At 40.2% G+C, this 20,679-nt stretch carries 26 protein-coding genes; 22 read left to right on the top strand and 4 right to left on the bottom strand.

Annotated elements, in window-relative coordinates; all coding sequences use genetic code 11:
* Positions 1 to 20: 20 nt before the first annotated feature.
* The 12 genes from hemB to ACYVJ6_RS02710 all read left to right on the top strand — a co-directional run bounded on the left by hemB (position 21) and on the right by ACYVJ6_RS02710 (position 9,771).
* On the top strand, positions 21 to 992 hold the full coding sequence (gene hemB / locus ACYVJ6_RS02655) for a porphobilinogen synthase (protein WP_460692483.1): 972 nt from the start codon (positions 21 to 23) through the stop codon (positions 990 to 992).
* Position 993: 1 nt separating this feature from the next.
* Positions 994 to 2,310, top strand: a complete 1,317-nt coding sequence (hemL, locus tag ACYVJ6_RS02660) for a glutamate-1-semialdehyde 2,1-aminomutase (protein WP_460692484.1) — start codon at positions 994 to 996, stop codon at positions 2,308 to 2,310.
* A gap of 6 nt (positions 2,311 to 2,316) precedes the next feature.
* Positions 2,317 to 3,192, top strand: coding sequence for a sensor histidine kinase (locus ACYVJ6_RS02665; RefSeq protein WP_460693292.1), 876 nt, complete (start codon positions 2,317 to 2,319; stop codon positions 3,190 to 3,192).
* A gap of 11 nt (positions 3,193 to 3,203) precedes the next feature.
* Positions 3,204 to 3,908, top strand: a complete 705-nt coding sequence (locus ACYVJ6_RS02670) for a response regulator transcription factor (protein ID WP_460692485.1) — start codon at positions 3,204 to 3,206, stop codon at positions 3,906 to 3,908.
* The gene (locus tag ACYVJ6_RS02675) at positions 3,908 to 4,429 is read left to right on the top strand and encodes a tetratricopeptide repeat protein (RefSeq protein ID WP_460692486.1); all 522 of its coding nucleotides are present in this window, start codon (positions 3,908 to 3,910) and stop codon (positions 4,427 to 4,429) included. Before ACYVJ6_RS02670 ends, ACYVJ6_RS02675 begins: the two co-directional genes overlap by 1 nt.
* Positions 4,430 to 4,504: 75 nt before the next feature.
* Positions 4,505 to 5,530, top strand: a complete 1,026-nt coding sequence (gene hemE / locus ACYVJ6_RS02680) for a uroporphyrinogen decarboxylase (protein WP_460692487.1) — start codon at positions 4,505 to 4,507, stop codon at positions 5,528 to 5,530.
* Positions 5,531 to 5,634: 104 nt separating this feature from the next.
* The gene (locus ACYVJ6_RS02685) at positions 5,635 to 6,174 is read left to right on the top strand and encodes a CopD family protein (protein ID WP_460692488.1); all 540 of its coding nucleotides are present in this window, start codon (positions 5,635 to 5,637) and stop codon (positions 6,172 to 6,174) included.
* Positions 6,175 to 6,296: 122 nt separating this feature from the next.
* Positions 6,297 to 6,869, top strand: a complete 573-nt coding sequence (locus ACYVJ6_RS02690; RefSeq protein WP_460692489.1) for an RNA polymerase sigma factor — start codon at positions 6,297 to 6,299, stop codon at positions 6,867 to 6,869.
* Positions 6,859 to 7,611 (top strand): hypothetical protein, encoded by a 753-nt coding sequence (locus ACYVJ6_RS02695; protein ID WP_460692490.1) that lies wholly within the window; start codon positions 6,859 to 6,861, stop codon positions 7,609 to 7,611. The genes ACYVJ6_RS02690 and ACYVJ6_RS02695 overlap by 11 nt, the downstream gene beginning before the upstream one ends.
* 40 nt (positions 7,612 to 7,651) lie before the next feature.
* Positions 7,652 to 8,500, top strand: a complete 849-nt coding sequence (locus ACYVJ6_RS02700) for an outer membrane beta-barrel protein (protein ID WP_460692491.1) — start codon at positions 7,652 to 7,654, stop codon at positions 8,498 to 8,500.
* A 75-nt stretch (positions 8,501 to 8,575) separates the two neighbouring features.
* Positions 8,576 to 9,574, top strand: coding sequence for an ABC transporter ATP-binding protein (locus ACYVJ6_RS02705; protein WP_460692492.1), 999 nt, complete (start codon positions 8,576 to 8,578; stop codon positions 9,572 to 9,574).
* A gap of 74 nt (positions 9,575 to 9,648) precedes the next feature.
* Positions 9,649 to 9,771: a hypothetical protein gene (locus ACYVJ6_RS02710; protein ID WP_460692493.1), complete on the top strand. Its 123-nt coding sequence runs from the start codon at positions 9,649 to 9,651 to the stop codon at positions 9,769 to 9,771.
* Positions 9,772 to 9,870: 99 nt separating this feature from the next.
* Here the strand turns inward: ACYVJ6_RS02710 and ACYVJ6_RS02715 are convergent, their stop codons facing one another.
* Positions 9,871 to 11,166, bottom strand: a complete 1,296-nt coding sequence (locus ACYVJ6_RS02715; protein ID WP_460692494.1) for a sensor histidine kinase — start codon at positions 11,164 to 11,166, stop codon at positions 9,871 to 9,873.
* A 197-nt stretch (positions 11,167 to 11,363) separates the two neighbouring features.
* On the opposite strand from ACYVJ6_RS02715, the gene rpsL reads away from it, so the two are divergent.
* From rpsL to ACYVJ6_RS02745, 6 genes are all read left to right on the top strand, one after another.
* Positions 11,364 to 11,774, top strand: a complete 411-nt coding sequence (gene rpsL / locus ACYVJ6_RS02720; RefSeq protein ID WP_460692495.1) for a 30S ribosomal protein S12 — start codon at positions 11,364 to 11,366, stop codon at positions 11,772 to 11,774.
* A 19-nt stretch (positions 11,775 to 11,793) separates the two neighbouring features.
* The gene (rpsG, locus tag ACYVJ6_RS02725) at positions 11,794 to 12,261 is read left to right on the top strand and encodes a 30S ribosomal protein S7 (RefSeq protein ID WP_460692496.1); all 468 of its coding nucleotides are present in this window, start codon (positions 11,794 to 11,796) and stop codon (positions 12,259 to 12,261) included.
* 102 nt (positions 12,262 to 12,363) lie between these two features.
* Positions 12,364 to 14,475, top strand: a complete 2,112-nt coding sequence (fusA, locus tag ACYVJ6_RS02730) for an elongation factor G (RefSeq protein WP_460692497.1) — start codon at positions 12,364 to 12,366, stop codon at positions 14,473 to 14,475.
* 132 nt (positions 14,476 to 14,607) lie between these two features.
* Complete coding sequence (gene rpsJ, locus ACYVJ6_RS02735; RefSeq protein ID WP_022830652.1) at positions 14,608 to 14,913, top strand: 30S ribosomal protein S10; 306 nt, start codon at positions 14,608 to 14,610, stop codon at positions 14,911 to 14,913.
* Positions 14,914 to 15,009: 96 nt separating this feature from the next.
* Positions 15,010 to 15,216: a hypothetical protein gene (locus ACYVJ6_RS02740; protein ID WP_460692498.1), complete on the top strand. Its 207-nt coding sequence runs from the start codon at positions 15,010 to 15,012 to the stop codon at positions 15,214 to 15,216.
* Positions 15,217 to 15,220: 4 nt separating this feature from the next.
* A complete protein-coding gene (locus ACYVJ6_RS02745; RefSeq protein WP_460692499.1) occupies positions 15,221 to 15,508 on the top strand; it encodes a type II toxin-antitoxin system RelE/ParE family toxin in 288 nt (95 codons plus the stop codon).
* Positions 15,509 to 15,546: 38 nt separating this feature from the next.
* Here the strand turns inward: ACYVJ6_RS02745 and ACYVJ6_RS02750 are convergent, their stop codons facing one another.
* Both ACYVJ6_RS02750 and ACYVJ6_RS02755 read right to left on the bottom strand, forming a co-directional pair.
* Entirely contained in the window at positions 15,547 to 16,239 is a 693-nt protein-coding gene (locus ACYVJ6_RS02750) for a DUF92 domain-containing protein (protein WP_460692500.1), read from the bottom strand.
* A 37-nt stretch (positions 16,240 to 16,276) separates the two neighbouring features.
* Positions 16,277 to 17,062 carry a hypothetical protein gene (locus ACYVJ6_RS02755; protein WP_460692501.1) on the bottom strand — a complete coding sequence of 262 codons (786 nt, stop codon included), beginning with the start codon at positions 17,060 to 17,062 and terminating at the stop codon, positions 16,277 to 16,279.
* A gap of 131 nt (positions 17,063 to 17,193) precedes the next feature.
* On the opposite strand from ACYVJ6_RS02755, the gene ACYVJ6_RS02760 reads away from it, so the two are divergent.
* Entirely contained in the window at positions 17,194 to 18,453 is a 1,260-nt protein-coding gene (locus ACYVJ6_RS02760) for an NAD(P)-binding domain-containing protein (protein ID WP_460692502.1), read from the top strand.
* Between the two features lie 42 nt (positions 18,454 to 18,495).
* On the opposite strand, the gene ACYVJ6_RS02765 is transcribed toward ACYVJ6_RS02760, so the two are convergent.
* Positions 18,496 to 18,888, bottom strand: a complete 393-nt coding sequence (locus ACYVJ6_RS02765) for an acyl-CoA thioesterase (RefSeq protein WP_460692503.1) — start codon at positions 18,886 to 18,888, stop codon at positions 18,496 to 18,498.
* 243 nt (positions 18,889 to 19,131) lie between these two features.
* Between ACYVJ6_RS02765 and rplC the strand changes: the two genes are divergently transcribed.
* The 3 genes from rplC to rplW are packed head-to-tail and all read left to right on the top strand — an operon-like array spanning position 19,132 to position 20,672.
* Positions 19,132 to 19,749, top strand: a complete 618-nt coding sequence (gene rplC, locus ACYVJ6_RS02770) for a 50S ribosomal protein L3 (protein WP_460692504.1) — start codon at positions 19,132 to 19,134, stop codon at positions 19,747 to 19,749.
* Between the two features lies 1 nt (position 19,750).
* Positions 19,751 to 20,380 carry a 50S ribosomal protein L4 gene (gene rplD, locus ACYVJ6_RS02775; RefSeq protein ID WP_460692505.1) on the top strand — a complete coding sequence of 210 codons (630 nt, stop codon included), beginning with the start codon at positions 19,751 to 19,753 and terminating at the stop codon, positions 20,378 to 20,380.
* Between the two features lies 1 nt (position 20,381).
* On the top strand, positions 20,382 to 20,672 hold the full coding sequence (rplW, locus tag ACYVJ6_RS02780) for a 50S ribosomal protein L23 (RefSeq protein ID WP_460692506.1): 291 nt from the start codon (positions 20,382 to 20,384) through the stop codon (positions 20,670 to 20,672).
* Positions 20,673 to 20,679: the final 7 nt, after the last annotated feature.

The following is a 20,679-nucleotide window of genomic DNA, read 5'->3' on the forward strand; positions in this document are numbered from 1 at the left end:
TGACCCAATGAACTAAAAGAATGTTACAACGACCAAGAAGAAATCGCAAAAGCGAAGTAATAAGGCAGATGGTTCAAGAAACGCATATCAGTGCGGCTAACCTGATATTTCCGCTGTTTATTGTGGATGGTACCAATCAGAAAACTGAGGTGACATCTATGCCGGGTATTTTTAGATATTCCATAGATAATTTGCTGCGCGAGGTAGAAAACTGCATGAAACTGGACTTGAAGTCGTTTGATCTGTTCCCTAATATTGAAGAAGCATTAAAAGATAAGTACGCTACTGAAGGAACCCGTGAGGGTAGTTTATACCTGCGTGCCATTAGCGAAGTAAAGAAAAACTTTCCCGAGGCTTGCGTGGTTACCGACGTGGCCATGGACCCATACAGTAGCGATGGCCATGATGGCATAGTAGAGAATGGTGAAATATTAAACGACGAAACGCTGGAAGTTTTAGGCAAAATGGCTTTGGCTCATGCACAATCAGGCGCGGATATTATTGCGCCAAGCGATATGATGGACGGCAGGGTTGGATACATACGATCGGTATTGGATGAGGGTGGATTTACTAATGTATCTATCATGTCCTATACAGCCAAATATGCCAGTGCGTTTTATGGTCCGTTTAGGGATGCTTTAAACTCGGCACCTAAGTTTGGCGATAAAAAAACTTACCAGATGAATCCGGCCAACCAGCGAGAAGCTTTAATAGAGGCCGATTTGGACGAAGCAGAAGGCGCCGATTTTTTAATGGTAAAGCCTGCATTAGCCTATTTGGATGTTATCAAATTAATAAAAGACAATACCGAACTGCCTGTAGCAGCGTATAATGTAAGCGGCGAATACGCTATGATCAAAGCTGCCGCGCAAAAAGGCTGGATAAACGAGCAGCGTGCTACTACCGAAGTGCTAACCAGCATCAGGCGGGCAGGTGCTACCGCGATATTAACCTATCACGCTAAAGAGGTGTTGGAGAATAAATGGATTTAAAATGGTGCAAATAGAAGATATCAGTAGGGAAAAGTCGGCTGAATTATACGCTAAAGCGAAAACATATTTTCCGGGTGGTGTAAACTCGCCGGTACGTGCGTTTAAGTCCGTTTACGGTACACCGCTTTTTATTAAAAAAGGTGATAGCAGCCATATATGGGATGCCGATGATAACGAGTTTATTGATTTTTGCTGTTCATGGGGACCGCTTATTTTAGGTCACAACCACCCAAAGGTTAAAGAGAAAGTGATTGAGGTAATGCAAAACGGCATGTCGTTCGGCGCGCCTACAGCTTTGGAGAATGATCTGGCCGAACTGATCCTTAAAAACAATAAGTTTATTGAGAAACTGCGTTTTGTAAGCTCGGGCACCGAGGCGGTGATGTCGGCCATCAGGCTGGCGCGTGGCTACACCAAACGTGATAAGATATTAAAGTTTGAAGGCTGTTATCATGGCCATTCAGATTCATTGCTGGTAAAGGCAGGTTCAGGACTGGTTACTTTTGGTGAGACCTCATCTGCAGGTGTGCCAAAGGCTTTTGCTGATGAAACTATAGTTGTTGCCCTGGATGATACCGAAGCCCTAAAAAAAGCTTTCGCTGATTTTAAAGATCAGATAGCGGCGGTTATTATAGAGCCTATACCGGCTAATAACGGGTTATTATTGCAAACCAAAGAGTACCTGCAAAACCTGCGAGACATTTGTACCCAAAACGGTACTTTATTAATATTTGATGAAGTGATATCCGGTTTCCGTGTAGGTTTTGAAGGTGCTGCCGGTCATTACCAAATCAAGCCCGACATCATTACTTATGGCAAGATCATCGGTGGTGGTTTGCCGGTGGGTATGTACGGCTCTTCTGCCGAGATAATGGGGCATATTTCTCCCGATGGCGGGGTTTACCAGGCGGGTACTTTATCAGGTAACCCGGTAGCTATGGCAGCAGGTATTGCCCAGTTAACCGAGTTGTTAAAGCCCGGTTTTTATGATGACTTGAAAAGTAAAACCGACGCGTTTGTGGGTGATATTGGAAAATACGCTAACAGTAAAAATTACCAGTTTAAAATATTTAGCATCGGCTCCATATTTTGGTTTGCTTTTAGCGATCAGGAACACATCCGCAAAGCGGAAGATATTGACCCGGCCAGCATGGATAAATTTAAAAAGCTGCACCGCGAATTATTAAATCGTGGTGTTTATATGGGCCCTTCGGGCTATGAGGTTGGCTTCATATCGTCGGCGCATACCAAAACCGATCTGGAAAAAACAAAAACAGCTATATTTGATAGCCTTGACCTGGTATTTAACGAGAAGTAAGTTATGCTGAAGAAGCCACTTGTTATATTTTATGCCCTTATTATTTATGCTGTTGCTCAGCTAATATGGTGGGGTTATCAGCTGGTTAGCCTGCAACCTAACCGTGTAGGTATGGTTTGCAGCGAAGGCTCCATGTTTGTAGTGGTATTGGCGGTAGGTGCTTTTTACCTGCATCGCTCTATTAATAAAGAGCGCAAATTACAGGAGCAAAAGAAGAACTTTTTACTTTCTGTAACGCATGAGTTAAAATCGCCCTTGGCGTCAATTAAGCTATTACTACAAACTATCCAAAAGCGCGACCTGACAAAAGTGCAGATAAAAGATTTTATTGATAAGTCTTTATTGGATATTGAACGCCTTGATGACATGGTAGAGAATATGTTATTGGCATCAAAAATTGATAACCAATCCTATACTTTTCCTAAGGCCAGTTTCAATTTATCGGTATTGGTAGATAGCATTGTTAACCGCCTGCAATTAACCAAATGTGATTGCAACCAAATGATCATTAATGCGGAAATTGAACCTAAAATTGAGATTACCGGGGATAAATTTGCGCTGACATCAGTAGTAACTAACTTAATTGAGAACGCTGTTAAATACTCCAAGCCCTGCCAAACAGTTGATGTTAAATTGTTTGCCAAAAATGGCGAAGTGCATTTTCAGGTTGCTGATCATGGCATTGGTATTGCTGATGAAGAAAAGAGCCGCATTTTTAACAAGTTTTACCGTGTGGGTAGCGAGGATACACGAAATACAAAAGGTACAGGGTTGGGCCTATATATTGTTAAAGAAGTACTGGATAAGCACCAGGCCAGCATCAGGGTCAAAGACAATCGCCCTGAGGGAAGCATATTTGAGGTTGTTTTTGGATTAACATAAATCACAATTAAATGCAAAGCAAAAAAAGAATTTTATTAGCCGAGGATGAAGAGCATCTTTTAGATGCCATTAAGTTAAACCTTGAGCTGGAAGGTTACAAGGTATCAACCGCAAATAATGGTAAAAAGGCTTTACAGATATTTAAAGAGGAGCGTTTTAACCTGGTTATACTGGATGTAATGATGCCCGAAATTGACGGATTTGTAGTAGCCGAAACTATCCGGTTGGAAAACTCGGAAGTGCCTATCATGTTCCTTACCGCTAAAAACACTAACGAGGATAAAATAGCCGGCTTAAAAAAAGGGGCGGATGATTATTTAACCAAACCATTTAACCTTGAGGAGTTGATCTTAAGGGTAAATAACCTGGTTAAACGCAGCTTAAAAGGCGATGACCTGAAAGAGTTTAACAGCTATAAAATTGGCGAAAAAACAATTCATTTCAATTCATTTGAGTTGGTTAATGAGGATGGGTCTATCACCCCGTTAACTAAAAAGGAAACCATGTTGCTGAAGCTATTGATAGAGCGCAGGAATGATGCGGTATCGCGTGAGCAAATACTGGAAACGGTATGGAACTATGATGTTTACCCATCAACACGCACCATTGATAACTTTATATTGACGTTCCGTAAGTATTTTGAGCCCGATCCAAAAAATCCGGTTTACTTTCATTCTATCCGTGGCGTAGGTTATAAATTTACAGATCAGCATTAATGTTTACCAACCGGGTACGGATATTAGTTGTAGGGGCTTTTGTGATCATGATGGTTATTGCTATCGATATGAAAGTATATTCGATAGCGGCAGCCACTGCAATGTTTATAGGTATAGTGATATGGGGCTATTTTAACGAGAGCACCATCATATTAGCCGCCAAAGCGTTTCATAATAAGGATTACGAAAAGACCGAAAGATTACTGGCGCAAGTGCCCAACCCTAATTGGTTAAGCAAAAAGCGCAGGGGCTTTTATGAGTTTATAGCCGGGGGTGTAAGCCTGCAAAAGCAGGATTTTGCCAAGGCCGAAAAACATTACGAACTGGCAGCCCAATATCCGTTACGATCAGCAAATGACCATGTGGCGGCATTGGTGCATGTGGCTAATATTAATATCAGGTTTAATAACATTGAAAAGGCTAAGGCCTATTTACAATTAACCGATAAATACGCAGAGAAAACAACAGCAAAAATGAAGGATGTAATTGCGCGCCTTCATAAGGAGCTGGATAATAAATAATCGTAGAGACACGATACTTCGTGTCTCTTATAATAATACCGGAGTCGCAAAGTATTGCGCCTCTACAAATAAATTATGAGAGATTCATTACTAATAAAAGCCGCATTTTCAGAACAAACCGAGCGACCACCCGTATGGATGATGCGCCAGGCCGGACGCTTTATGCCCCAATATTGGGAGATAAAAAATAAGTATTCGTTTTTGGAAATGTGCAAAACCCCCGAGATCGCTGCCGACGTTACCATGCTGCCGGTTGATCTGCTGGATATTGATGCCGCTATTTTATTTTCGGATATATTGGTTACCGGTGAAGCGATGGGCGGCGACTTGAGTTTTACACAAAACGTTGGGCCAAGGTTTGCCAACCCGGTACGTACCCAACAGGATATTGATAATTTGAATGTTGATTGCATTGATAAGTTACAATATGTAGCTGATGCCATTAAGGTAATTCAACAGCGTTTAAATGGTAAAATACCGTTGATAGGTTTTGCGGGTGCACCATTCACCGTAATGAGTTATTTGGTTGAGGGAGGATCATCAAAAGATTTTAAGCTGACCAAACTAATGCTGCATAACGAGCCCGACATGGCGCATCAGTTATTATCAAAAATTGCAACGGTTACGGCTGATTATCTGAACCTGCAAATTGCAGCCGGAGTAAACGCCGTACAAATATTTGATAGCTGGGCGCAGGCATTGGCTTGGGATGATTATAAAGAATTTTCGCACCGTTACATTGCCGAGATCATCAGCAAGCTGAATAGAAAAGATATCCCGGTAATTTCTTTCTGTAAAGGAAGTTCGGTATTTGCGCCGTTAATGGCCGAGGCCAAACCGGATGTAGTTTCTATAGATTGGAACGTTGACCTGTTAGATATTAAAAAACGCTTACCGCAAGGTGTAGCGGTACAGGGCAATTTGGACCCGCATATTTTGTATGCCGATAAAAAGGTTATTAAAGAACGTATTTACCGCCTGTTTGACCGTATGAAAGGCGAGAATGGGTTTATATTCAATTTAGGCCATGGCATTATGCCGGATATCCCGTTTGATAATGTAAAATACGCGGTAGAGGTGATAAAGGAGTTTAAATATTAGATAAGAAGGGGTGTCACCCTGAGCCCGTCGAAGGGTGTGAGCGTAAAGGCCTTTGCCCACATGCTTCGAGAGCCTCAGCAGGACATCCCGCAAAAAAAAACAATATGGAAGAGTATTACCCATATCTTCTTTCCATACACATCATATTTGTAGTCTGCTGGATGGCGGGGCTGTTTTACATGGTACGTCTTTTTATTTACCATACCGAAGCACAAGCTAAACCCGAGCCTGATCGTACCATCCTCTCTAAACAGTTTGAGATCATGGAAAGTAAGCTGTGGTGGATAATTACTACCCCATCAATGTACCTGGTAATAGTTGCCGCCATCGGCATGTTATACATAAGGCCTTTTTGGTTGCAGCAACCCTGGATGCATGTAAAACTCACCTTTGTAGCAGGATTGATAGTTTATCATTTTATCTGCCAAAATAAAATGAACCAAATGCGTATCGGCATCTACAAATGGACATCCACCCAGCTACGCTTATGGAATGAGTTGGCTACCTTGTTGCTTTTTGCCATTGTGTTTTTAGTGGTACTTAAAAACGCGGTTAACTGGATATATGGCGTAATAGGTATTGTCGCCTTGTCCATAGTATTGATGATGGCGGTTAAAATTTACAAGCGCTTCAGGACTAAATAAGCCCCTCACTTAGCTTTATTCTTTTCCTTCTCATTGCCCTTATATCTCTATATATTTAGGTAATCAAAAAATATTTCATTTACCATGCAACCATTTGCAGCCAGGTTCCATCTTAGCATTAAATGATTTTATTGAAACCTACTTACACAATTGCTGAATTATTAAATCGTTGCCTGTCGGGCGAACGGAAAGCGCAGGAGATGCTATACAAACAGTTTGCATCAAAAATGCTGGGGGTTTGCACGCGCTATGCGACAGATAGGATGGAAGCCGAGGATATGTTACAAAATGGTTTTATTAAAGTGTTTAAAAATTTAAAGGATTACCGTGGCGATGGGTCGTTTGAGGGTTGGATGAGGCGTATAATGGTGCATTGCAGTATTGAATACTATCGTAAGCATCATAAAATGATGCAGATCGCTGATGGTAGTGATATCAGTGATGAGCCATCAGTAAACCCGGCGGCTATAGCAAATATGGATGCAAATGACCTTTTAGGTTTAATACAGCAATTGTCGCCGGGTTACCGTATGGTATTTAATTTATATGCTATTGAAGGGTACTCGCATAAAGAGATAGCTGAAATAGTGGGTATTACAGAGGGTGCTTCAAAGTCGCAGCTATCAAGGGCCCGTACCATATTAAAGGAACAAATTAGTAAAATGGAGAATAAAGGATATGGATATGCAGGATAAAGAATTTGACCGTTTATTTAATTCAAAACTGGACAATTTTGAAATTCAACCATCGCCAATGGTTTGGGACAAAATTGCAGATGAGTTGCACGAAAAAAAAGCAAGACGCAGTATAGTGCCTTATATAAGTATAGCGGCAAGCATTGTAATATTGGTATCAGCAGGCTTGCTGTTTTTCAACCAAACAGAAGAGACCTATGTAAAGCCGGTTAAGCGGGGTGAAGGTGTAGCAAAAGCTACTAAACCTGAAACATTTGTTAACACGATTAAAAGTACTGTAATAACGACACCGGAAATAACAAAGGCATCCACTAATAAACTTGCAACTGTGTCAAAACATCCAGTATTTATAGCGCCTAAAGTAATTGCTGATGAGCCAGTAAATCGAATTATAATAGAATCGAATGACCAGGTAATGCCCGACCCACTAACAAGTAATCAACCTTCGTTGGTAATAATAGCGCCGGTGCAAAAGGATCCGGTTATGGAAGTGCCGGATAAAGAAACATCGTTTGTAGCAGTAATTGAAAACAAACAACAGGTAACAGAAACAACTTCTACCGAAATAATTGAAACATCTGTTAAAAAACGTGGTATACATAGTCTGGGAGGTTTAATAGGCGCTTTGGTAGCTAAAGTTGATAAGCGCGAAGATAAACTAATAGAATTTACCGAGAACGAAGAGAACGGATCAACCATAACCGGTTTAAACCTGGGGTTGATAAAAATTAAAAGGAAATAATCTACTTATAACATTATACACAATTTAAACACACATTTATATGAAACGCATATTACTTACCGCCATAATTTGCGCGGTAGCCAATTTAAGCTTTGCACAACAAACCACCACTACATCCACCGTTACTACTACAACCATAGTAAAAAAAGATACAACTGTTGTTAAAACTGACACTACCATAGTAAAAAACACTTCAAAGAGATACAGGTTTACCTTTGGGGATAGACAAAAATTTCGCGATAGCGTTAGAAAAGAAGCTGAGAAAAGGGATAAAGTTAACTTCGATATTGTTTTCAGGTTTGATCTGGGTTTTACTATGCTGATAGATAACGGAAGCTTTACACTGTCGCCGCAGAATGATTTTTTAAGTTACAGGGGTAGTAAAACAAGCAATGTTGGTTTTGAGGTGGCACAGTTTGGATACCGCTTCAATAATAATTTTAAGATGTCATTAGGTGCCGGGTTTGACTGGACATTAATACGCCTCAACCAAAACATTACCATACAAAAAAACACCCCAACACTAACCTATGTAGTGGATAATATAAACTACAGTAAAAACCGTTTTTCGTCAACATATCTGCGGGTTCCTCTGGGCTTCGAGTTCAGAACCAACGAAAGTCATAAAGGAAACCGTTTAATCTGGATAGTTGGTCCGGAAGCCGGATTATTATTAGGCGGCCGTGTTAAGCAAATAAGCGCAGAAAATGGCAAGCAAAAAATAGATGACAATTACCATTTCACCAAATTACGGTATGGTGTATTTACCCGCTTAAGCTATGAATCAATAGGAATTTATGCCAAATACTATATGAACGACATGTTTGAGAATAGCCCTGCACAAGCGGGTTTAAAAAACTTCGCTGTAGGACTTAGCCTCGAGCTTTAAACCTGCATTTACTTTTAATACAAAGCAAGGCTGTTTTAATCGACAGCCTTTTGCCGTTTTATATATATTTGTGCCATGTCAGCTATCCCGTTTCTACAAGCCCTTTCTATCAGTAAAATTTATCCGGGCGAGCGCCAGTCGGGAGTTAAAAATACCAGCCTCCAGATACGGCAGGGCAAAATTACAGCTATTATAGGCGAAAGCGGCAGCGGGAAAAGTACGTTGCTGCGTATGTTGTATGGTTTGCTATCGCCGGATGAAGGCGAGGTGCAATTTAAAGGTGAGCGCATTTGGGGGCCCGAAGAAAAATTGATACCCGGTCATGACGATATGAAAATGGTTACGCAAGATACCGACGGGTTAAATATATACGCCAAGGTTTGGGATAATATAGCCGTACTGATGCCTAATACAAATGTTACTGCTAAAGAAGAAGGAACTCAAAAAGTTTTAAAGCAACTTAACCTGACCAACCTGGCCGATAAACGGGTAGCCGACCTGAGCGGTGGCGAAAAACAACGTGTAGCCATTGCCCGTGCCTTAATTACCCAACCCGAAGTTTTATTGCTGGATGAACCCTTTAACCAGGTAGATACTTCATTTAGGGAGGGGTTGCAACAGGACATCAGGCAAATAGTACAGGATACCGGCTTAACAGTTATCATGGTATCGCATGATCCGGCTGAGGTGCTATCAATGGCGGATGAATTATTGGTGCTGCAGGATGGCGAGATACTGGAATCGGGACACCCTAAAGAGTTATATCAAAACCCACAAAACCTGTATACCGCACGCTTGCTTACCAATTGTAATGTATTAACGCAGGAAGAAGCCAGGCTATGCGGCATCAAAACCAATAAGGATTGTGTAGTTATATACCCCGAATGGGCCATCACCACCAACAGCTGGACCCGCAAAAACTGGACGGTGAAGCAAGTGCTTTTTAAAGGCAGTTATGAAGATCTTTTACTGGAAAACAAGGAAGTAACCCTACGGTTGTTAAATGATCAACCCGGCAAGTATAATGAGGGCGATAAGCTGCATTTGAAGATTAAAAGATATTTGGAGTATTAAACAGATAATGGATAGTTGGATATTTTTTAAACAAATTCTCCCCAACGAATATTATATCTAAAACATTTACAGCTATGAAAAAGAGAATATTAAGTATGGTACTCCTTGCAGCTATATGTGCCACTATTGGTACGGGTTGTGGGGCGCAAATACGTAAACCACCTGCACCTCCGGGAGCACCGGCGCTGCCAAGGTAATATTGTCAGAACCATGATTTTTAGGATTAAAAGATTACTTGATTAATCAGATAGTCAAATCATGGCTATCCTGTAATCAAAAAATCATGGTTCTGACAATTACGCGCAAGGGAAACTTAAAAAAAAGGTAGTGCCTGCACCTTCGGTACTGGTAAACCAAATTTTGCCGTTTTGCAGTAGGGTATAATCTTTACAAAGAACCAGGCCCAGGCCTGTGCCTTTTTCATTTTCGGTACCGTAGGTTGAGTTGGCTTTTAAGGCGAATATATCACCATGTTTATTGGCAGGGATGCCAATACCATTATCTTTTACAGATATTACACAATCGTCACCTTGCTTAATGGCCGTTAATTCAATTTTACCGCCGGCAGGGGTAAACTTAATGGCGTTATTTAATAAGTTACGAATGATCAACCGCAGCATATCCGTATCGGCTTTAACATTTATGTCTTCACTAACATTAATGGTTAGCTGAATATCTTTTTTTAAAGCGATATTTTGAAATATCTCCATCTTTTTCTCCAAAAGCTGGTTGAGGTTGATCTTCTTAATTTGAGGAGTTGCATTCTGCATCTGGTTTTTGGCCCAGTTAAGCAGGTTGTTTAACAATTCTTCAGCGTTGGATAAGTTGTTAACCAATTCTTTTTCCAGTTCCTGCCGTTCTTCGTTATCCATATCCACCTCCTTTAACGCGCTAAAATATTGTTGGGTTAAAGCCAATGGGCTGCGCAGATCATGTGATATAATCGAGAAAAGCTTATCCTTCTCGGCATTCAACGACTGAAGCGTAAGTGTTTTTTCGTCGGCAAGTTGCTTTTGCGCGGTATAGTTTTTTCGGATAGACGAAGTGCCTACATATAAAATAACAATAATGATAATATAAGTACTCACATTATCAGTAAAAAGTTCCTTTCTACCGGCATAATGAATTTTTATAACTGTAGGGTCAAGGTATTCCATACAGGTAATAGTAAGCACAAAGGCGGCATTAAGGCTAAACCAAATGATCCAATGTTTTTTTTGGGACACCGATATGATCATGAATAGCGATATAGCATACAACAGTAAGGTACTACCTGCAATACCCGCGTTTAAAAAGTAATTAAAAGCGGTAAGTACATTTATTTCCAATGCCGATAGTATAACAGCAATATTTAATCGGTGCCTTATCCTGCTGACATAATATAAAAGCAATTGTATTAATAAAACAATAGTAGTAATTAACGCAGATCCCCAAAGGCCGATAATTAAATTCAAAACAACCTGGATAGGTAGTACTACAAAGGCTATTGCAGAAAATGAGTGGAATATTCTACTTTCCAGCGAAAACTCATCCGTGCTCCCGATAACTAATAATCGGAGTTTTTGATAGGTGGATTGTTTTCTGTGGGGCATAATTAAGGTTCAAATTTAAAAAAAGAACGGTTTAAATCCGCCATAAATAAATAATAACCCATTTTTATCTAAATATTTACACTCTTGTTTTTTATCAATTTAAAATTTTTCATCCAACCACTTGAAAATCAAAAAATAAGTACCTACCTTTGCAGTCCTTAAAATAAGGATAAAACTGTAAATACAAAAAAGGAAAAATGCCTACTATTCAACAATTAGTTAGAAAAGGTAGAGTAGCTATGGTTGACAAGAGTAAGTCACCAGCGTTGGACAGCTGTCCACAGCGAAGAGGAGTATGTACACGTGTATATACCACTACCCCTAAGAAACCAAACTCAGCAATGCGTAAAGTTGCCCGTGTGCGCTTAACCAACGGGAAAGAAGTAAATGCTTACATCCCTGGTGAAGGACACAACTTGCAGGAACACTCAATTGTATTAATCCGCGGTGGTCGTGTTAAAGACTTACCGGGTGTACGTTACCACATCATCCGTGGTGCGTTAGATACTTCAGGTGTTGCAGGTCGTAACCAACGTCGTAGTAAATATGGTACTAAACGCCCTAAACCGGGAGAGGCAGCAGCCGCCGGAAAAGGTAAAAAGAAATAATTAAGGAGGATAGATAGCAATGAGAAAGTCAAAACCAAAAAAGAGAATTATCCTTCCTGATCCAAAGTTCAATGATACTTTGGTAACAAGGTTTGTAAATAACATGATGTATGATGGTAAAAAATCTACCGCGTACGCTATATTTTATAACGCAGTTGAAATTGTTGAAAAGAAAACCAGCGAAAATGGTTTAGAGACCTGGAAAAAAGCTTTAAACAATGTAATGCCTGCAGTTGAAGTGAAAAGCCGCCGTGTTGGTGGTGCAAACTTCCAGGTACCTACCGAGGTTCGTCCGGAGCGTAAAATTGCTTTAGGAATGAAATGGTTGATCAGCTATGCACGTCGTCGTGGCGAAAAAACCATGATGGAAAAATTAGCAGGCGAGATCATGTCGGCAGCTAAAGGTGAAGGTGCAGCAGTTAAAAAGAAAGAAGATACGCATAAAATGGCCGAGGCTAACAAAGCGTTCTCACACTTTAGATTCTAATTAAAGGATTACACGGATTTAATATAGGGTTACACCGATTTTGTTATGATTGCAGATCGGTGTAATCATTAAAAATAATCAGAGCAATCAAAAAACAACAAAATGTCAAGAGATCTAAGATATACAAGAAATATAGGTATTGCCGCTCACATTGATGCCGGTAAAACCACCACTACAGAGCGTATATTGTACTATTCTGGATTTAGCCATAAAATTGGCGAGGTTCATGAGGGTGCAGCTACAATGGACTGGATGGCGCAAGAGCAGGAGCGTGGTATTACCATTACCTCTGCTGCTACCACTATCGATTGGAAATACAGGGGCCATAGCTACCATATTAACATTATTGATACACCGGGCCACGTGGATTTTACCGTTGAGGTAAACCGCTCATTGCGTGTATTGGATGGTTTGGTTTTCTTATTTAGCGCGGTTGATGGTGTTGAGCCACAATCAGAAACTAACTGGAGATTAGCTAATAACTACAACGTTGCCCGTATAGGCTTCGTTAACAAAATGGACCGTAGCGGTGCCGACTTTTTAAATGTTGTAAAACAGGTAAAAACTATGTTGGGCAGTAACGCGGTACCATTACAATTACCAATTGGTGCCGAAGAGAGCTTTAAAGGTGTGGTTGACTTGATTAACTGGAGAGGTATTGTTTGGAATGAGCATGATAAAGGTATGACCTTTACTGAAGTGCCTATTCCTGAGGATATGATCGAGGAAGCAACCGAGTGGAGAGAGAAATTATTAGAATCAGTAGCTGAGTATGACGAAAGCCTGATGGAAAAATTCTTCGATGCTCCTGATACCATTACCGAGCGTGAAGTATTGGATGCTTTACGTAAAGCGGTTTTAGATGCTAAGATCGTTCCTATGGTTTGCGGTTCATCATTCAAAAATAAAGGTGTACAAACCATGTTGGATTATGTGATGGAATTACTTCCTTCACCTATGGACGTGGAAGGTATCGTAGGTACTAACCCTAACACCGGCGAAGAAATTATCCGTCAGCCATCAGAAAAAGAACCATTTGCAGCATTAGCGTTTAAAATTGCAACCGATCCATTCGTGGGCCGTTTATGCTTTATCCGCGTATACTCTGGTAATTTAGAGGCTGGTTCATATGTACACAATATGCGTTCAGATAACAAAGAGCGTATATCACGTATATTCCAAATGCATGCTAACAAGCAAAACCCTATACCTAATGTAGGTGCAGGTGATATTGCTGCGGTAGTAGGCTTTAAAGATATTAAAACAGGTGATACCCTTTGCGACGAAAAACACCCTATCGTGTTAGAGTCAATGAACTTCCCTGAGCCGGTTATCGGTTTAGCAATTGAGCCTAAAACTCAGGCTGATGTTGATAAATTAGGTATGGCTTTAGGTAAATTATCTGAAGAGGATCCAACTTTCCGTGTAAACTCTGACGAAGAGACCGGCCAAACTGTAATTTCAGGTATGGGCGAGCTTCACTTAGATATCATCATGGACCGTTTAAAACGTGAGTTTAAAGTTGAGGTTAACCAAGGTGCGCCGCAGGTAGCTTATAAAGAGTCTATCACCGGTACTACCCAACACCGCGAAACTTACAAGAAACAAACCGGTGGTCGTGGTAAATTTGCTGATATCCAGGTTATACTTTCTCCCAACGATGAAGGTAAAGAAGGTTTAACATTTGTGAATGAGATCTCTGGTGGTGCTATACCGCGCGAGTTTATTCCATCTGTTGAAAAAGGCTTCCAGGCTTCAATGGTTAACGGTGTGTTAGCAGGTTATCCATTAACAGGCTTAAAAGTACGTTTAATTGATGGTTCGTTCCACGCAGTCGATTCAGATGCGCTATCTTTCGAGTTAGCTGCTAAGATGGCTTACCGCGAGGCATTGCCAAAATGTAAACCAATGTTGTTAGAGCCTATCATGAAGATCGAGATATTAACCCCTGAAGAAAACATGGGTGATGTTATCGGTGATATGAACCGTCGTCGTGGCCAGCTGTTAGGTATGGATTCACGTGCGGGTGCACAGGTAATTAAAGCAACTGTACCACTTTCAGAAATGTTTGGTTATGTAACCCAGTTACGTACTATCACTTCTGGCCGTGCTACTTCAACCATGGAGTTTGATCACTATGCTGAAGCACCACGTAACGTACAGGAAGAAGTAGTTGCTAAAGCAAAAGGCAAAAGAGCCGCTGCAAATGCGTAAATAAGTAAAGTTGTTGATTGGGTTGATTAAGTGAGTAGTTTACTCCTAACCAATTCAATCAACTTAATAAACATAATCAACCCAATCAACTATAACTAATAGCTCTTATAGTTGGTATAAATTAAAATTAACATGAGCCAAAGAATCAGAATCAAATTAAAATCTTACGATTACAACCTGGTTGATAAATCAGCTGAGAAGATCGTAAAAACAGTAAAGCCAACAGGCGCTGTAGTTAGCGGACCGCTTCCGTTACCAACCGAAAAGAAAATTTTTACTGTTTTGCGTTCACCGCACGTAAACAAAAAAGCACGTGAGCAATTCCAATTATGTTCTTACAAACGTTTATTGGATATCTACAGCTCAAACTCAAAAACTGTAGATGCTTTAATGAAGCTTGAATTGCCAAGCGGTGTTGAAGTTGAGATCAAAGTGTGATAGTACCGGAAGATCCGATAATATTGAAACGCCCATCCGATTATTTGGATGGGCGTTTTTGTGTTTTAATTAAATGTGAATTTTGTATATTTGAGTATGAGCACATTTGTAATCAATCCAACAGCTGAGCAGGAGAAAATTATCACTGCTTTTTTAAAAGAGCAGCAAATTGATTTTTTTAAAGAAGAGGAAGAAGAATTACCGCAGCATGTGTTAGATGGCATAGCAAGAGGGCAGGCGGATATTGCGGCAGGTAGATTTATCACTTTTGATGAATTCAAAAAAAAATATCCGATAAAATAGCCTAATGCAATTTAATGTTGTTTTTACTGATGAGGCGGATGATACGTTTGATTCTATAGGAAATCAAAGCTTAGATAGATGGGGAGAATTGGAGCGTTTTAAGTTTAGAGAAAGGGTTTATGAAATTGTAGACAAGATCAGTAAGTCTCCATTAATATTTCAGGAAGTAAAAGGATCAACTAATATCAGAAAGGCGGTTATTCATAAAAATTGTTCTTTATTTTATAGTATAAAGGACACAAGAATTGAAATTCTATTCTTTTTGGATAACAGACAGGAACCAATTTTGTAAACCTTTCCTATTTTCTCACTTGTTTCTACAAATCAAGACTACGCCAAGATATAACACACCAACGCTCCGATAAGCGTATTTAAAAAGTTAACCGTGTTGTTGCCTATTAGTTTTTTGCGTTCAAGTACGGCACCTAAAACAGAATCAACAATGTTGCCCATGAAGCCCGCAGCCGTGATAATAAATAAACTCTTATCCCAATCAGTATACAAACAAAACACAATGGCGGTTACAAATGCTGCTGCCAGGCCAATCAAAGTTCCTTCGATACTAACTACACCATCAAGTCCGCGTTCATCTTTTTTTAACGTGATAATATTAAAAGAGCGCTTGCCGTAAACCATCCCCAATTCTGATGATAAGGTATCAGCCATGGCAGATGCAAAGCTCCCTGCTATCATCACCAGTAATAAAGGGGATAGACCAGGTTTTATAAACGAAATGGTTGCTAACACGGTAGCAACACCACCATTAGCCAAAACTTGCCACGCAGTGCGCGGTTGCGAGGCTTCATTAATGTTTTTCTTATCCTTATGCCAGGCGGTGGCCCAACTACCTGCAATAAAAAACAGGCATAACATAGTGAATCCGGTTAGTCCCGTTCCTTCATAAATTAGTAACCCAACTATTATTCCGGTTACTGTACCGGGTAAGGTAAGTTTGTTTTTAATAAAACTAAATGATGCCCCTGATGCTAGTAGAAGGTAGATGAGGATGTCTTGTATCGTCATGAAATGTATATACTCCCCCTTTAGGGGGTTGGGGGGCTTATCCCCTGCCCATCAATTCATCAACCTTATTGCGTTCGGTCTGCAGTTCGCGGGCCAGTTTCTTTTCCTTTTCGTTGGCTTTAGTTTTATGAGCTTTAAACTCTTCTTCCAGTTCGTTATATAACTGGATGCGATAAGCAGCTTCTCTCTTATTACTGCCTGATCGGGCAATTACTATAGCTGCAATGCTGCCGGCTACAATAACCAATCCCCACATAATTAAATTATAAGCTGATTTTGACAGTGAGGCGCCGAAAAGATTGATAGAATCAGCAACTGCTAAAGATTCTTCTTTCTCGGTAACATCCCCTTCAAGGCCTTTTATAGTTTGCGTTTGAGTAGCAATAGTGGCTTGAGCCTCCTTTAATTTACGGCGGTTGCTATTAATAGTATCCGTAACATTTTTCCATAATGCCGAAACAAAGGGCTTTTGGTAATTATATACTTTGGTTAAAAGGTCCTGATATTGGGCGTTAAGGCTTTTATCAACCGTAACGGGTTGTTGGGTAATTGCTGCCGCCTTTTTTAAGCTATCGGCTGCACGGGCAGTTTTTGTAGCATCATATTTTTGGGTTGCATAAGCACCATAACCATATTTAGTGTATGGCCTGCCTGTTTTAGGATTGATGGGTATACCGGTTTTACTATCAACGGCTTTAGTTGTTGCTGCAGTCTTTTTAACAGTAGTTGCTTTTTTTACAGTATCCTGGGCATGTCCATGAAGGGTACAAACCGATAAAATCAGCATTAAAACGCTTATCCTTAACAAAAAATAATTATTCATATCGTAAAATTATACAATCATCTGTTAATAAAACAAACAATGCCCGGTTAATATTGGCTTTTAGGTTACTTTTATTAACCGAATGTAGGGTTTTATGGGTTATTTTTATTACTCATGGTTATATTAGCGCCATGAATATCGGAATTATTGGTTTGGGGGATATGGGTAAACTATATGCCAAAGCTTTTGCCAAAGCTGGTTATACCGTTTGCGGATGCGATTTGCCTGCTAACCGTAACCTGCTGGAAGAAGAACTTACACCTTTTGGAATAAAGATACTGGACAGCGGTAAGGAGGTTTCGGCCAACAACGATCTGATCATCTATTCTGTTGAGGCTGACAAACTGGATAGGGTAGTAGCAGAATTTGCACCATATACTAAGCCGGGTGCTATAGTTGCCGGACAAACTTCTGTAAAAACACCCGAGATAGCAGCGTTTGAAAAGCATTTGCCCGATAGCACACATATCATAACTTTTCATGGGATGCATGGCCCTGGGTTTGAACCAAAGGGACAAACCTTGATACTAATCAATCACCGTTCAACAGAAGATGCCGCACAACGGATGTTTGACCTGTTTACGGCTATAGGGTCGGATATTGTGGAGATGACCGACTATCATGCCCATGATAAAATTGTAGCCGATACACAAGCAGTAACCCACGTAGGTTTTGAAAGCATGGGTACAGCCTGGAAAGAAGCCGGGTTTTTCCCTTGGGAAAATGCGTCATACATAGGCGGTATTGATAATGTGAAGATATTAACCACCCTGCGCATATTTAGCTATAAGGCACACGTATATGCCGGGTTGGCTATACTAAACCCGTATGCCAAACAACAGGTTAAAAGATATGCGGTATCTGAGTCGGAGTTGTTTAAGCTAATGATACAGGAGGAGGAAGCTACTTTTAGGGCAAGGCTTTACCGCGCGCGCGATTTTGTTTTTCATGAAAGCCGTAAGCCTATTATGTTAAGCGATAAGGTGATGAAGGAGTTTTCGCTATCGCAAAATCATGAGCTGCAGAAACCCAACTCGCACCTAAGTATATTAAGTATGGTTGATGCCTGGTACCATTTAGGTGTAAACCCTTATGACAACCTGATCTGCCAAACTCCACCATTTCGCCTGCGGTTGGGCATAGCCGAGTATTTGTTTAAAAACGAGGAACTCCTGGAAGAATCTATAGTGGCTGCTTTATACGATAAGACCATTCGTGGTGATGATTTGGAGTTTCATTCAGCCGTGCGCGAGTGGTCGTCAATTATTGGTTATGGCGATATGGAAGGCTACAAAAAGCACTTTAATGAAGTGCAGGCTTTTTTTGACGGGCGATTAGAAGAGGGGAAACAACAAAGCGCTGAGCTGATAAGAAGGTTGATGATGGAATAATTCTGATTTCGTCCCGATAGCTATCGGGACGAAATTTCGAAATTATTCTTCTCTCAATCTTTCGTCAGTATAAATTATTTCCGTACGGCCATGTGGTACCGGTTTGCCTTCTGCATCTACACTCACAAAAACAATTTTATCAACGGTAATAATGGTTTTTTGAGTGATCTTGTTCCGCACCTCGCAGGTTAAGGTAAGAGATGTTGTGCCAAAACGGATAGCTTTGATGCCCAACTCAACAATATCGCCCTGTTTGGCCGAGTTCACAAAATTGATCTCAGAGATATATTTAGTAACAACCGAGTTGGTGCCTAACTGTATAGTAGTATATATAGCAGCTTCCTCATCTATCCATGAAAGTAATCGTCCGCCAAACAATGTATTGTGTGCGTTCAGGTCCTCGGGCTTTACCCATTTACGCGTATAAAAATTCATAGTGCAAAGATAAAACAATTGAACTGCTGAGATAGTACAGATTATGGTGTTATTTACAGCATTTAGCTTCAAATACACTTGATTTACTAATTGGTTTTATCCTGTTTGAAATATTTTAAAAAATAACTGAGTAACTATTTGACATTTAATGTAAAGTTCCTATCTTTGCCGTCCCTTTAGAGGGGAATAATATGCCTTGAACGAAGCCCTACTGCTTCGATGGGCACAAATAAAATAGAGAAAATGTCAGGAATTATTGGTAAAAAAGTAGGAATGACCAGCATTTTTGATAACTCAGGGAAAAACATTCCTTGTACAGTTATTGAAGCTGGCCCTTGCGTGGTAACACAAGTAAGATCTGTTGATACAGACGGCTACGCCGCTGTACAATTGGCTTATGGCGAAAAGAAGGAAAAAAACACTTCGGGCCCATTAAAAGGCCATTTCCAAAAAGCAGGCACTACCCCAAAACGTAAACTTGTTGAATTTAAATCTTTCGAAGATGAAAAAGGTCTTGGTGATACTGTCACTGTAGATATTTTTGCTGAGGGAGATTTTGTTGATGTGGTTGGTACGTCAAAAGGTAAAGGTTTCCAGGGTGTTGTAAAACGTCATGGTTTTGGTGGTGTGGGTATGCAAACTCACGGTCAGCATAATCGTTTACGTGCACCGGGTTCATTAGGTGCTTCATCATGGCCTTCTCGTGTATTCAAAGGAATGCGCATGGCAGGTCAAATGGGAAACGAGCGTGTGAAAGTTCAGAATTTGGAAATTTTGAAAGTTTATCCGGAACAAAATCTGTTAGTTGTTAAAGGTTCCATACCTGGAGCTAAGGGTTCATTCGTAATAGTGGATAAATAAGATGGAAGTTAAAGTATTAAACGTATCAGGTAAAGAAACAGGTGCCAAGGTGCAGCTTCCTGAAGCCATATTCGGTATTGAGCCAAATGATCATGCTATTTATCTTGATGTTAAGCAGTTTTTAGCTAACCAACGTCAAGGTACGCATAAATCAAAACAGCGTAACGAAATTGCAGGTTCAACCCGCAAATTGCATAAACAAAAAGGTACAGGCGGTGCCCGTGCAGGTAGTATAAAATCACCATTGTTTAATGGTGGTGGCCGTGTATTCGGTCCTCAGCCTCGCGATTACAGTTTCAAATTAAATAAGAAATTGAAATCGTTAGCACGTAAATCAGCCTTATCATATAAAGCAAAAGATAGCAACGTTATAGTTTTAGAAGATTTCAGTTTTGATACTGTAAAAACTAAAAACTATGTACAGTTGGTTGCCGACCTAAAAGCTACTGATGTAAAAACATTATTAGTATTAGGCGCAGCAAATAACAATGTGTATTTATCAAGCAGAAACCTGAAAAGAACTAAGGTTATCACCGCTGACCAGTTAAACACTTATGATGTGTTAAACGCAGGCAAGCTGGTATTAACTACAGGCGCTGTTAAAGTATTGGAGGAAGCATTCGCTAAGTAATATGGAAATTTTAAAGAAACCCCTACTTACTGAAAAAGTAACTCAATTAACTGAGAAGCTTAACCGTTATGCTTTCATAGTTGATCCAAGAGCTAACAAAATTCAGATCAAATCAGCCATTGAAACCATGTATGGTGTTAATATAGAGGCTGTAAATACAATGAGATACGTCGGAAAACTTAAAAGTCGTAATACCAAAGCCGGACCGGTATCAGGTCGTGCTGCAGCGTATAAAAAAGCGATTGTTACGTTGAAAGATGGTGAGGCAATAGATTTTTATAGCAGTATATAATATAGAG

The organism is Mucilaginibacter puniceus, from assembly GCF_054783175.1.